Consider the following 12,477-nt stretch of genomic DNA (forward strand, 5'->3'; position numbering starts at 1 on the left):
TTGTTATGTTAGCTTAAAATTGTTAAAGAAGTTTTGAAATTTAGAAATTAGTTATAAAAAACTAATTTCTACTTTACGATTATTTTGTCTTTGAGAATCAGATTTATCTTTAGTAGGGTAGGTGTCTTTTCCTAAAGATTCTATTTCTATAACCTCAGTAAAGCTAAAGAAATGTTTAGCTACATTCATTGCTCTATTTAATCCTATCATGTAGTTTGCAAAAGTGCTACCTCTATCGTCTGCATAACCTTGAATTTTAACTCTTTTGAGTATATCTTCTCTTGCTAGATTTTGATTGATTTTTTCAAGTAGATTTTCATTGCTGTATTCGCTATATCCATTTCTTTCAAATAAAAATTTCAAATCAGAAATTTTCACATCTACATAATTATATTTTTTCTTATTTTTAGCAAAAACAATATCTTTATTATATATACTTAATTTCATATTGTCATTTGAAAGCATATTAATAAAAATAGTTAAATTATAATCTTGAGAATTCACTTTAATAGGATTAATCATTTCTTTTAATATGGTAATTCTGTAATCACTTAAACTTTTACCATTTAAAACATAAACTTTAATAAAATCATTACTTAATCTTGGTTCATACCTGCTAGTTTTACCTTTTGCAGTATATTCTTGCATAGTGTTTTTATATTTTTTTTCTTGTTTTTTATTTATATGTTTGGCCTGATCTAATGATACAGTTTCTTTTTCTAAACTGCTAAAAGCATTTGTTTGAGTTGTTGAAATAGATTCTTGAGTATCTATAGTTGAAGTGTTATTATCTAAAATAGAGTTGTTTTCTACTAATCTTTCTTGCTCTATTTTATTCGCCTCATAAGTATTATTACTTACACTGTTGTTTTCTTGACTATATTGATTGCTTGATGAAGTGTAATTATTATAAGAATTATTTTTTTTGTAATCATATACATAAGTATTTGAATTATCATCAAAATACCACATATAAAAACCAATGCTAACACCTATTAATACTACAAGAGCAATACTAAAAGCAACAATACTTTTCATTATTTTTCCTTTATAAAGTTCTTTTTAGAGCTTTGATTATTTATAATTTTTGATAGAATTTTCTAAAATTTCACTCGCTTTTTCAATTCCTGCAAATTCTTTTACTTTTACCCATTTATTAGGTTCAAGTATTTTATAAGTCTCAAAGAAATTTTTGATTTTATCTAAACTTGCTTTTGGTAAATCATTTAAAGTTTTAATATCATCATATCTTGGATCAATTTTACTTACAGGCACGGCAAGTAGTTTTTCATCCATACCACTTTCATCCTCCATTAACAATACACCTATTAAACGACAAGGAATTACAGCTCCTGCTTGAATAGGATATTCATTTAATACTAAAATATCAATCGGATCTCCATCATCTGCTAGAGTTTTTGGTATAAAACCATAATTTGCCGGATAAAACATAGCTGAATACATCACACGATCAACCATAATGGCTCCGCTTTCCTTATCAAGTTCATATTTAATATTTGAACCATAAGGAATTTCAATTACTGCATTAAGTTTATTTGGAACTTCTCCAACTTTGATTTTACTAATATCCATTTTTGCATCCTTTATTTTAATAAATCATTGATTAAATTTTTCATATCAGCTACGATAGCTTCAATACTTCTTTCACCATTTATAATATAGTGAATATTTTCTTTGGTATAAAAATTTGTTATTTCTTCTAAAGGTTCTAAATAAACTTTCATTCTATTATTAAAAACTTCTTCATTATCATCAGCACCTCTAGCACGTCCTAAAACTCTTTCTCTAGCAACTTCTTTGCTAACTTTAACCTCTATAACACCTTTTAATTTTACTTCGCTTTGATTTTTTAGTACCTTATTAAATTCAAGCATTTGTTCTACACTTCTTGGATAACCATCAATTAATATAGTATTAGTTGGTGCATTTTTTAAAGCAGTGATGATAGTATTAACTACCACTTCCAAAGGAACCAAATTTCCTTTAGAAATAAAACTATCAATAGTCTTTCCAAGTTCGCTTCCACTAGCTACTTCTGCTCTTAGTAAATCACCTGTAGAATAATGAGTAATATTTGCATCATCTGTAGCTATAATGCTTGCATCAGTTGTTTTGCCACTACCTGGTGCGCCTATGATTAAAAATAATTGTTTCATTTAGTATTCTCCCTTAATCTTATACCTAATTCTCTCATTTGTTCATTGCTTACTTCGCTTGGAGCTTGAGTCATAAGACATTGCGCTCTTTGTGTTTTAGGAAATGCTATAACTTCTCTAATACTTGAAGATTTTGTTAAAAGCATGATAAGCCTATCAAGGCCTATTGCTATACCACCATGTGGTGGTGCTCCAAAGCTTAGTGCATCAAGCAAGAAGCCAAATTTCTTTCTTTGCTCTTCTTCATCAATATTTAAAAGTTTAAATACTTTTTGCTGAATAGGTCTTTTGTGAATTCTTATACTACCACCACCCAATTCTACACCATTTAGCACTACATCGTGTGCAATAGAATTAATTTCTTCTAAATCTTGCTCATCAATATTTTTTGGCATGGTAAATGGATGGTGCATTGCAGAATAACTTCCATCATCATTTTGTTCAAACATAGGAAAATCAATAACCCATAAAAATTCCAATTTATCTTCATCAATAATTTTCATTTCATCAGCTAAGAATAATCTAAATCTACCCATATAATCAAGCACAGTTTTCTTAGCTCCAGCTCCAAAAAACACAACATCACCAACTTCTAATTCACATCTTTGGATTAAAGCATTTAAGTCTTCTTCGCTAAAGAATTTACATAGTGGACCTTTAGGACCATCTTCTTTCATTTGTATAAATGCAAGTCCCGCTGCCCCAAATTTACGCACAAATTCTTCAAATCTTTGCATTTGGCGTTTAGAAAAAATCGTATCACCTTTTGGAACTCTTAAGGCTTTAATACGATTTTTCTTCGTATCTTTTGCGATATTTGCAAAAATTTCATTATTTGATTTTGCAAAAATATCAATCACATCGATAAATTTCATATTAAATCTTAAGTCAGGCTTATCAGAACCGTAGTTTTCCATAGCTTCTTTATAGCTCATTTGCCTAAAAGGTATGTTAATTTCTTTTCCGCAAGCTTTGAAAATATCTTTGAGCAAATTTTCTGCCATAGCTATGATATCTTTTTGCTCACAAAAACTCATTTCTATGTCTATTTGAGTAAATTCTGGTTGGCGATCTGCTCTTAAATCCTCATCTCTAAAACATTTAGCAATTTGAAAATATTTATCAAACCCTGAACACATTAAAAGTTGTTTGAAAAGTTGAGGGCTTTGAGGTAGGGCATAAAATTCACCTTGATGAACACGCGATGGAACCAAATAATCTCTAGCACCTTCTGGAGTAGCTTTAGTTAAAATAGGAGTTTCAACTTCTAAAAATCCCATTTTTGCTAAAGAATTTCTTGTTGCTATACAAGCAGTTGATCTTAATGCAAAATTATCATAAAGTTTTTTATTTCTTAGATCTAAAAATCTATATTTTAATCTTAATTCTTCATTAACGCTTTCATCTCCTATTGCAAAAGGTATTACCGCACTTTCATTTTCAATAGTAAGTTTACTTATAACAACTTCTATTTCGCCTGTTTTTAATTTTGGATTCACAAGTCCTTCGCCACGTGGACGAATTTTGCCTTGTGCTATTAAAACATATTCGTTTCTTACTGATGAAGCTATATTGTGTGATTCTTGATTATCTGCAGGATCACATACTAGCTGTATAAGCCCACTACGATCTCTAAGATCAATAAAAATTACACCTCCGTGATCACGGTAAGAATTTACCCAACCACATAATGTTACTTCCTCGCCAACATTTTGTATGTTTAGCTCTGTATTATAATGCGTTCTCAAAATTTTTCCTTAGCTTAATTTTGTTTAATTTCATTATTATAGTATTTTATTCTTTTGCTTAGCTAAGTTTTGTTATAATTTTTTTATGAAAAAATGTATAAATATAGAAAAAATTCAAAAAATTGGTTTGTTTTGTAGATTAAATACAAATTTAAGTGAGCAAATTACTTTCTTAAAAACATTTTTTTTGCAAAAAAATATAGAGCTTATATTATTAGAGCAGGAAAAAATTAATCTTAAAGATTTGCAAAAATTAGATTTTTTGATTTCTCTTGGTGGAGATGGGACACTTTTGTCTTTATGTAGACAAGCTTATCAAGCTAAAAAGCCTATTTTAGGTATAAATGCAGGAAATTTAGGTTTTTTGACTGCCTTTTCTTTTAGTGAGGTGGAAAGTTTTTTTAAAGATTTTTTTAAAGATGATTTTAAAATAGAAAAAGCCAAAATGCTTCAAATTACCTTGTATAAAAAAAATAAAATCATTAAAAAATTTGCTTTTAATGACGCGGTTTTTTCTCGCGATAATGCTTTAATGGCAAATGTGGAAGTTTTTTTTGAAAATAAACTTTTTAATGCTTATTATGGAGATGGTTTAATCATAGCTAGTTCAAGTGGTTCAACTGCTTATAATATTAGTGCAGGTGGACCTATAGTGCATCCTTGGAGTGAAATTTTTGTTTTAACTCCTGTTTGTTCACATTCTTTAACTCAAAGACCTATAGTTTTGCCATATGGCTTTGAACTAGAATTAAAAGTTGAACATTGTTTGTTATATTTAGATGGGCAAGAAGTGATTGATCCTAAAGAATATGATAAAATTCTTATAGGACTTAGTAAAAAAGAACTTAGTTTTATACATAAAAAAGATAGAGATTATTTCCAAGTTTTAAAAGAAAAGTTAAATTGGGGTAAGTGATGATAGAAAGTATTTTGATTAAAGAAAATTTAGGTTTTAAACAAGCAAAATTAGAATTAGAAGCGGGACTTACTGTCTTTACTGGCTTAAGTGGTGCTGGAAAATCGGTGCTTTTTAAGGCCATTTTGGCAGCATTTGCTCTAAGTGAGAGTGAAGCTAAAATGGTGGAAATTTTATTAAATGATGAGCTTGAATTAGATGAGTTTGGTATTCAAAATGAAGAATTAAATGTATTTAAACTTTTAAAAGATAAAAGCTCGCGTTATTTTATCAATAATCAACTTATTTCAAAAAAGAATTTAGTCTTGCTTTCTAAGAAATTTGTAAAATATCTTTCAGCTAAAGAAAATAATGAGTTTTCAAATGAAAGATTTTTAAACTTACTTGATTTTATGCAATCAAAAGAGGATAAGAAATTTCAAGATTTTTTAAATGAATATAAAAATATTTATAAAGAATATATAGAAAATAAAACTAAATTAGAAAAAATTCAAGAAGAAGAAAAAAAAGTAGAAGAATTAAAAGAATTTACGAGCTTTGAAATACAAAAAATTCAAAGTATTAACCCAAAAATCGGCGAATTTGATGAATTAATGAGTTTTAAAAAAAGACTTTCTAAAAAAGACAAAATTGACGCTGCTTGGAATAGGGCAAGTAGAATTTTTGAGTTAGAATCAGCAGTGATTGAAGCTTTGCAAATTAGTGATGTTGATAGTTCATTTTTTTCAGAGTGTTTAAATGAATTAAGGGCTGTGTGGGAAAATCAAAGCTTCGATGATTTTGATTTTGATATAGAAGAAGTGCTTGATAGGATAGAAAAACTTTCTTCTTTGATTTCAAAATATGGAAGCATAGAAGAAGCCTTAGAAGCTTTAGAAAAGAAAAAAGCAGAATTAGCTCATTATGAAAATTTAAGTTTTGAAAAAAAGGAGTTAGAAGAAAAAGTTCAAAGTGCTAAAATACTTTTAGATGAGAAAAGTCAAAGATTAAGCACTTTGCGTAAAAAAAGATTAAAAGAGCTTGAAAAATTACTGAATTTTTATCTTGAAAAACTTTATATGAAAGAAGTTAAATTAGAACTTAAAGATTATGCTTTGAGCATTTTAGGTAAAGATGAGGTTGGTTTAAACATTAACGAAACGAGTTTGAGAGATTTAAGCTCAGGAGAAATAAATCGTTTAAGACTTTCTTTTATAGCAACTGAATGTAATGTAACTAATAAAGCTAAAGGAATTATATTTTTAGATGAAATTGATGCAAATTTAAGTGGAAAAGAGGCCATGAGTATAGCTGAAGTTTTAAAAGAGCTTGCTAAATTTTATCAAATTTTTGCAATCTCACATTTACCGCAACTTTCATCACGAGCAAATAACCATTTTTTGGTAGAAAAAATAGGAAATGAAAGCAGGGTAAGAAAGATAGAAAGAGAAGAAAGAGTAAGAGAGTTAGCAAGAATGGTGAGTGGAGAAAATATCACTCAAGAAGCATTAGAATTTACTAGAACTTTGCTTTAGAAATAAAAAGTAAATTTGTATATGTTATAATAAAAATTCAAATTGCAAAGAGAGTTGATTATGGAAGAAAAAATTTTAATTATTGATGATAATAAGATGCTTACAAAACTTTTAGCAAAGAAAGTAGAAAATACATTAGATTTAAAAGTAGATATTGCTTTTGATATGAATAGTGCTAAAGAACTAGTAAAAAATAACTATTTTATGGCTTTTGTGGATATTTGTTTGCCAAATGCTATTAATGGCGAAGTCGTAGATTTGGTTTTAGATAGAAATATCCCAACTATAGTTCTAACTGGAAATCATGATGAACAAATACGTAAAAAATTTATGGAAAAAGATATTATTGGTTATATACAAAAAGATAGTGAAAGCTGTATTGACGAAATGTTAAATTCTGTTAGAATACTTCAAAAAAACAATAAAATTAAAATTATTTTAGCTATTGCAAATGTGACTTTACGTGCAGAAATGAAAAAAAATCTAAACAAACAACTTTTTAATGTTTTAGCTGCTGCACATGGAGAGGAAGCATTAAATTATCTTGGAGATAATCCTGATACAAAATTGGTAATTTGTGATGCAATTATGCCTGTGGTTAATGGAGAAGATTTACTCATAGAAATCCGTAATAAATATTCTAAAATAGAACTTGGCATAATTATGGTTGGTGACAAAGACGATGCATTGGAAGCTAGAGTATTTAGAAAGGGGGTTAATGACTATGTTATTAGACCTTTCCAAAAAGAATCACTAAGTTGTAGAGTAAATAATTGTTTAGATTATATGCAAAAATGTACTTTATTAAACGAATATAGTTTAAACAAAGATTTATTAACAGGACTTGATGATTATTCTACTTTTGAAAAGAAATTCTTAGATTATTTAGATGATATACAAGAAAATGAGGAAATGGCATTGGCCTTGATTGATATAGATAATCTTGCTACAATAAACTATGAGATTAATTATGATTGTGGTAATGGTGTAATCAAACATACAGCTAAAAAAATCAAAGAACAAATTCGAGGTATGGATTTATCAACTAAAATCGAAAACGGAAAATTTTATGTAGTTTTAAAAAACACCAATAATAAAGAAGCTTTAAAAGTTTTTTCAAATATTAGAGTAAATATAGCTAAAGAGAATGTTTTAATAGCTTTAGATGAAGTAGATTATAGTGTTTCAATTGGGGTGGCTTTTGGAGAAAAAGGAAGCCAAATTCAAAATTTAATGAATAACGCTCAAAAAGCTTTAGATTTAGCAAAAGCGAATGGTAAAAATAGGGTAGAGGTATGTTTTTAGACTGCAGTTTTATAGAAAAAATTATAGATACTCATTGTCATTTGGATAATCAAGCTTATTTTGGTGTTTTAGATGAAATGTTAAAACATGCTTTTGTTAATGGCGTGGATAAAATTATTATTCCAGGTGCGGATATTAAAGATTTGCCAAGAGCAAGAGAGATTGCACATATATATGAAAATGTGTATTTTGCATGTGGAGTACATCCTTATGATATAGATGACTTTGATTTGGATATTTTAAAAGAATTTATTAATGATAAAAAATGTGTAGCAGTTGGAGAATGTGGACTTGATTATTATCGTTTAAAGAGTGATGATTTGCATATAAAAACTAAGCAAAAAGAAATTTTCATAACACAAATTGAGTTTGCTATAGAATATAAAAAACCCTTGATTATACATGTTCGTGATGCTAATGAAGATAGTTTTAATATTTTAAAAACTTATGCACAAGATTTACGAGGTGGAGTTTTGCATTGTTTTAATGCTAGTGAACTTTTGCTTCAATTAGCAAATAACGGATTTTATTTTGGCATGGGTGGAGTTTTGACTTTTAAAAATGCTAAAAATTTAGTCGAAATTTTACCTAAAATTCCAAAAGATAAACTTGTTTTAGAAACTGATGGACCATATTTATCTCCAGAGCCGTATCGAGGCAAAATAAATGATCCTATTTTAACACATTATGTGGCTGAAAAAATAGCTCAAATATTAAATCTAGATAAATATGAAATAATTAAACTTACCAATAATAATGCAAATAGATTATTTTTTCAAGGTTTATAATTATGAGAAAAAATTTGATTTTTTTTATTTTAATATTATTATGTTTAAATGCAAAAGCATTGCAATTTACTCCAGAGTATTACACACAACAGACACAAATTTTAAGAAATTTAGATATTGAAGCAAACTATTTAAGTGATATAATTTTCTTAGAATTTAAAGAATCATCTATAGATATACACTCTAAAACTTTGGTAAATACTATGAGAGAATTTTATAAAATTACTCCTATTATTCGTAAAATTTTAGAAAAAGAAAATATACCTCAAGAATTTTTATATCTAGCAATTGTAGAATCAGGTTTAAAGACTCATAGTATATCAAAAACCAAGGCAGTAGGCATTTGGCAATTTATGAAACCAACAGCACAGACATTAGGATTACGTGTTGATCCTTATGTAGATGAAAGAAAAGATTTAGTTAAGTCAACTTATGCGGCCATTACTTATTTAAAACAATTAAAAAAGCAGTTTGGGAAATGGTATTTGGCAATTTTAGCCTATAATTGTGGTGATGGAAAATTACGACAAGCTATAAAAAAAGCAAAAAGTGATGATTTGAAGATTTTACTTGATCCTGACAAAAAATATCTTCCTTTAGAAACTAGGGCATTTATTAGAAAAATTCTTACTATGGCATTTTTAGCCAACAATAATGATTTTTTAATTTCTCAAGATAGTGCATTATTAAATTATGCTTTGTCGAATGAAGTTAAAAAAATATCTATTCCACCAAGTGTATCTTTAAAAGAAATTGCGAAAATATCTAAAATGTCATATAATGAATTTAAACATTATAATCCGCATTTTAACTATGATTTTACACCCCCTGATAAAAAAGACTATTACATGTATATTCCTTTAAGTAAAAGTATAGAAGTTGAAAAAGCTTTGCAACAATCTACTTTGACTAAAGTTGATACTACTATACCTTATACTAAAATTTATATAGTAAAAGAAGGAGATAGCTTATATACTATTGCAAAAAAGCATAAAATTAGTGTCGAAAGTATTAAAGAATATAATAAAATTAAAGGAAATTTAATTAATATCAATCAAAAGCTTGTGTTAAAAATTAAGGAGAAAAGTGATGAAAAAATTAAAACAACTCAAAAATTACCAAAAAATTCTCACACAAAAGTCGTTAGTCGTTAGTTGTGTTGGAATTTTTTTTAGTGCTTGTAGTATAGTGCCTATTAGTACACCTACTGTGTATTATCCAGAAAGAGATTTTAAAAGTGTTAAACATAATAATACTAATTTAAAAGGAACAATGAAACCTTATACTATTAATGGAAAGACTTATTATCCAACTGTGGTTGAAGTTGGTGAAACTGCAGATGGTATTGCTAGTTGGTATGGCCCTGGCTTTCATGGTAAGAAAACTTCAAATGGTGAAACTTATGATCAACATGCTTATACAGCAGCCCATAAGACTTTACCTATGAATACCATAGTGAAAGTAACTAATTTAAAAAACCATCGTCAAACTACAGTAAGAATTAACGATAGAGGTCCTTTTGTAGCGGGAAGAATAATTGACTTATCTAATATGGCTGCAAGAGATATTGATATGATACATTCTGGGACAGCTCCCGTAAGACTTGAGGTAATAGGTTTTGGTACAAGTGCAAATTCAGGTTCAGTACATACAAATTCTAATTTAGGAAGTAGTGGAGCTATAGTTGATAGTGGGCATATTTTTCAAGGTGGATCTTTTATGGTTCAAATTGGTGCCTTTAGAAATAAAAGCGGAGCAGAGTTAATAGCAAATAGATATAAAAATTATAATTCATATACTTCAACTATACAAACAAGTGCTAAAGATGGTTTGCATAGAGTATTTTTAAAGGGCTTTAGAAGTGAGCAAGAAGCAAGAGACTTTGTTGATAGTGGATCTTTTCCTGGTGCATTTATAGTAAGAGAGTAAAATCATGATAGAGCTTATTTTTTTAGATGTAGATGGTTGTTTAACAGATGGTAAAATCATCTACACTCAAAATTATGGAGAAATCAAAGAATTTAATGTAAAAGATGGTGCTGCTATTGAAGCTTGGCAAAAACTTGGTAAAAAAGTTGCCATTATTACAGGTAGAACAAGTGAGTGTGTATATTTTAGAGCTAGAGATTTAAAAATTGATTTAGTTTATCAAGGAATTAGTGATAAACTTGCTTGTGCTAAAGAGATTATAGATAAATTAAATTTAGATTTTTCTCAATGTGCAGCTATTGGAGATTATTATAATGATATAAAACTGCTTGAAGCAGTTGGTTATAGCTTTAAGCCAAAAGATGCCCATAAGGCTTTAAAAACTGACAAAGTTTTAAATAGAAAGGGTGGTAGTGGAGCAGTTAGTGAAATGATAGAAGTTTTAATAGAATATAACAATATGCAAGCTCAATGGGATAAGCTTTGGCGATAAAAATTTTTACAACAATAATGAGTTTATTTGTTTTTGCTATGGTTATTTTGAGTACTCAAGATCCTTATTTTCTTGCTATAAAGCCACAAAAAATTGATGTAGCTAATATACAAGCATTTGATGTATTTGATTATGAGCTTAATAATACTACTACAAAGGTGAGTTATCAAGCTAGTAGATGGGTAAAATATCAAGATAAAGACATTTTTGATAATTTAAAAATACAAGCAATTGATTATAATTTAAGCTCAAAATTATTAACTAAAAACAAAGAACAATCTATTTTAGAGGGTAATGTTACTTATGTTGATAAAAACCAAACAACTATTTTAACCCAAAAAGCCATTTATGATGAGCAAAAAAAAATTTTATTTTCTAATGATAATTTTAAAGCATATATAGGTTTAAATGAGATTTTTGGAGATAATTTTTTATATGATGTTAATCAGAAAGAATTAAAAATTCAAGGAATAAAGGCATGGTTTTTAGAGCAATAGTTTTTTTATGTTTAATTAATATATTTGCCTTAGGTGTGCAAAAAATAGAAGTCTATGCAAAAGATTTTTATTTAGATGAAAAAAATGAGATGAGTGTTTTAACTGGTGATGTTGAAGTAAAAAAAGGCAAAGATATTTTAAATTCACAAAAATTAATTATTTATATGAAAAATAAGCGACCTATAAAATATATAGCTACAAATAATGCAAAATTTAAAATAACAATGAAAGATAAAATATACTATGGGAGCGGAAACGAATTTGTTTATAATGTAAATAAAGATACCTACGAAATTAATGGTAATGCTAAAATCACAGAAGAACAAACTAATAAAGAATTGTTTGGTGATAAAATTATAATTGATAGAAAAAATATGACATATAGAGTTTTTAGTAAAGATAAAAATCCTGTTAAATTTGTTTTTGAAGTAAAAGAATGATTTTAAATGCTAAATTTTTAACTTCTGCTTCTAAAATAGATGAGGCACCACAGTCTATATATGCAGAAATTGCATTCTTGGGACGTTCTAATGTAGGAAAAAGTTCTTTAATCAATACGCTTTGTAAAAATAAGAATCTAGCAAAAAGTTCTTCTACTCCAGGTAAAACTCAGCTTATTAATTTTTTTGAAGTCGATTGTAAAAAAGATGAGGATAAATTTAAGCTAATGTTTATCGATTTACCTGGTTTTGGTTATGCTAAAGTGAGTAAAAAAACCAAGGCTATTTGGAATAAAAACCTAGATGAATTTTTAAAAGAGCGCAATTCTATTAAACTTTTTATTCATCTAGTGGATTCAAGACATGATAATTTGGATATCGATGCTAATTTGGATCTATATTTAGATTCTTTTATTAGAGGGGATCAAAAAAAAATAACGGTTTTTACAAAAGTAGATAAGCTTAATCAAAGCCAAAAAACAAAAATATTAAATGCAAATAAAAATGCCATCATGGTTTCAAATTTGAAAAAAAGTGGTATTGATAAATTAGAACAAAAAATCATCTTAGAGAGCTTGGGTTTTAATGAGGAGTAGAAATTTAGTAAAAAATAGATTTGACTTGTCTTATTTATTTTTTTATTTATTTTTGATTTTTTATCAAATATTAA

At 27.7% G+C, this 12,477-nt stretch carries 14 protein-coding genes; 10 read left to right on the forward strand and 4 right to left on the reverse strand.

Annotated features, from left to right (window positions below; genetic code table 11):
• Window positions 1-51 precede the first annotated feature (51 nt).
• The 4 genes from CAQ16704_RS07965 to aspS are packed head-to-tail and all read right to left on the reverse strand — an operon-like array spanning window position 52 to window position 3,925.
• On the reverse strand, window positions 52-1,038 hold the full coding sequence (locus CAQ16704_RS07965) for an OmpA family protein (RefSeq protein WP_052244985.1): 987 nt from the start codon (window positions 1,036-1,038) through the stop codon (window positions 52-54).
• Between the two features lie 36 nt (window positions 1,039-1,074).
• A complete protein-coding gene (gene ppa, locus CAQ16704_RS03425) occupies window positions 1,075-1,593 on the reverse strand; it encodes an inorganic diphosphatase (RefSeq protein ID WP_039666882.1) in 519 nt (172 codons plus the stop codon).
• Between the two features lie 11 nt (window positions 1,594-1,604).
• Entirely contained in the window at window positions 1,605-2,177 is a 573-nt protein-coding gene (locus CAQ16704_RS03430; protein ID WP_039666883.1) for an adenylate kinase, read from the reverse strand.
• Window positions 2,174-3,925, reverse strand: a complete 1,752-nt coding sequence (gene aspS / locus CAQ16704_RS03435) for an aspartate--tRNA ligase (RefSeq protein ID WP_039666884.1) — start codon at window positions 3,923-3,925, stop codon at window positions 2,174-2,176. The genes CAQ16704_RS03430 and aspS overlap by 4 nt, the downstream gene beginning before the upstream one ends.
• 85 nt (window positions 3,926-4,010) lie before the next feature.
• On the opposite strand from aspS, the gene CAQ16704_RS03440 reads away from it, so the two are divergent.
• The 10 genes from CAQ16704_RS03440 to yihA are packed head-to-tail and all read left to right on the forward strand — an operon-like array spanning window position 4,011 to window position 12,403.
• A complete protein-coding gene (locus tag CAQ16704_RS03440) occupies window positions 4,011-4,841 on the forward strand; it encodes an NAD(+)/NADH kinase (protein ID WP_039666885.1) in 831 nt (276 codons plus the stop codon).
• A complete protein-coding gene (locus CAQ16704_RS03445; protein WP_039666886.1) occupies window positions 4,841-6,355 on the forward strand; it encodes a DNA repair protein RecN in 1,515 nt (504 codons plus the stop codon). The genes CAQ16704_RS03440 and CAQ16704_RS03445 overlap by 1 nt, the downstream gene beginning before the upstream one ends.
• A 60-nt stretch (window positions 6,356-6,415) precedes the next feature.
• Window positions 6,416-7,660, forward strand: coding sequence for a bile resistance response regulator CbrR (cbrR, locus tag CAQ16704_RS03450; RefSeq protein WP_039666887.1), 1,245 nt, complete (start codon window positions 6,416-6,418; stop codon window positions 7,658-7,660).
• Window positions 7,651-8,448, forward strand: coding sequence for a TatD family hydrolase (locus CAQ16704_RS03455; protein ID WP_039666888.1), 798 nt, complete (start codon window positions 7,651-7,653; stop codon window positions 8,446-8,448). The genes cbrR and CAQ16704_RS03455 overlap by 10 nt, the downstream gene beginning before the upstream one ends.
• 2 nt (window positions 8,449-8,450) lie before the next feature.
• A complete protein-coding gene (locus tag CAQ16704_RS03460) occupies window positions 8,451-9,602 on the forward strand; it encodes a membrane-bound lytic murein transglycosylase D (protein WP_039666889.1) in 1,152 nt (383 codons plus the stop codon).
• The gene (locus CAQ16704_RS03465) at window positions 9,538-10,377 is read left to right on the forward strand and encodes a septal ring lytic transglycosylase RlpA family protein (RefSeq protein ID WP_039666890.1); all 840 of its coding nucleotides are present in this window, start codon (window positions 9,538-9,540) and stop codon (window positions 10,375-10,377) included. Before CAQ16704_RS03460 ends, CAQ16704_RS03465 begins: the two co-directional genes overlap by 65 nt.
• A gap of 4 nt (window positions 10,378-10,381) precedes the next feature.
• A complete protein-coding gene (locus CAQ16704_RS03470; RefSeq protein ID WP_039666891.1) occupies window positions 10,382-10,870 on the forward strand; it encodes a 3-deoxy-D-manno-octulosonate 8-phosphate phosphatase, YrbI family in 489 nt (162 codons plus the stop codon).
• Window positions 10,861-11,367: a hypothetical protein gene (locus tag CAQ16704_RS03475; protein WP_039666892.1), complete on the forward strand. Its 507-nt coding sequence runs from the start codon at window positions 10,861-10,863 to the stop codon at window positions 11,365-11,367. Before CAQ16704_RS03470 ends, CAQ16704_RS03475 begins: the two co-directional genes overlap by 10 nt.
• Window positions 11,349-11,807 (forward strand): lipopolysaccharide transport periplasmic protein LptA, encoded by a 459-nt coding sequence (gene lptA, locus CAQ16704_RS03480; RefSeq protein ID WP_039666893.1) that lies wholly within the window; start codon window positions 11,349-11,351, stop codon window positions 11,805-11,807. Before CAQ16704_RS03475 ends, lptA begins: the two co-directional genes overlap by 19 nt.
• Entirely contained in the window at window positions 11,804-12,403 is a 600-nt protein-coding gene (gene yihA / locus CAQ16704_RS03485) for a ribosome biogenesis GTP-binding protein YihA/YsxC (RefSeq protein ID WP_039666894.1), read from the forward strand. Before lptA ends, yihA begins: the two co-directional genes overlap by 4 nt.
• Window positions 12,404-12,477: the final 74 nt, after the last annotated feature.

The sequence above is a fragment of the Campylobacter sp. RM16704 genome, from assembly GCF_000816245.1.
Taxonomy (GTDB): Bacteria; Campylobacterota; Campylobacteria; order Campylobacterales; family Campylobacteraceae; genus Campylobacter_D.

Coding starts and splice junctions, on each gene's coding strand:
- CAQ16704_RS03470 (WP_039666891.1), top strand. CDS start 10,382: ATGATAGAGCTTATTTTTTTAGATGTAGATGGTTGTTTAACAGATGGT.
- CAQ16704_RS03430 (WP_039666883.1), bottom strand. CDS start 2,177: ATGAAACAATTATTTTTAATCATAGGCGCACCAGGTAGTGGCAAAACA.
- CAQ16704_RS03460 (WP_039666889.1), top strand. CDS start 8,451: ATGAGAAAAAATTTGATTTTTTTTATTTTAATATTATTATGTTTAAAT.
- lptA (WP_039666893.1), top strand. CDS start 11,349: ATGGTTTTTAGAGCAATAGTTTTTTTATGTTTAATTAATATATTTGCC.
- ppa (WP_039666882.1), bottom strand. CDS start 1,593: ATGGATATTAGTAAAATCAAAGTTGGAGAAGTTCCAAATAAACTTAAT.
- CAQ16704_RS03440 (WP_039666885.1), top strand. CDS start 4,011: ATGAAAAAATGTATAAATATAGAAAAAATTCAAAAAATTGGTTTGTTT.
- CAQ16704_RS07965 (WP_052244985.1), bottom strand. CDS start 1,038: ATGAAAAGTATTGTTGCTTTTAGTATTGCTCTTGTAGTATTAATAGGT.
- CAQ16704_RS03465 (WP_039666890.1), top strand. CDS start 9,538: ATGAAAAAATTAAAACAACTCAAAAATTACCAAAAAATTCTCACACAA.
- CAQ16704_RS03455 (WP_039666888.1), top strand. CDS start 7,651: ATGTTTTTAGACTGCAGTTTTATAGAAAAAATTATAGATACTCATTGT.
- cbrR (WP_039666887.1), top strand. CDS start 6,416: ATGGAAGAAAAAATTTTAATTATTGATGATAATAAGATGCTTACAAAA.
- CAQ16704_RS03445 (WP_039666886.1), top strand. CDS start 4,841: ATGATAGAAAGTATTTTGATTAAAGAAAATTTAGGTTTTAAACAAGCA.
- yihA (WP_039666894.1), top strand. CDS start 11,804: ATGATTTTAAATGCTAAATTTTTAACTTCTGCTTCTAAAATAGATGAG.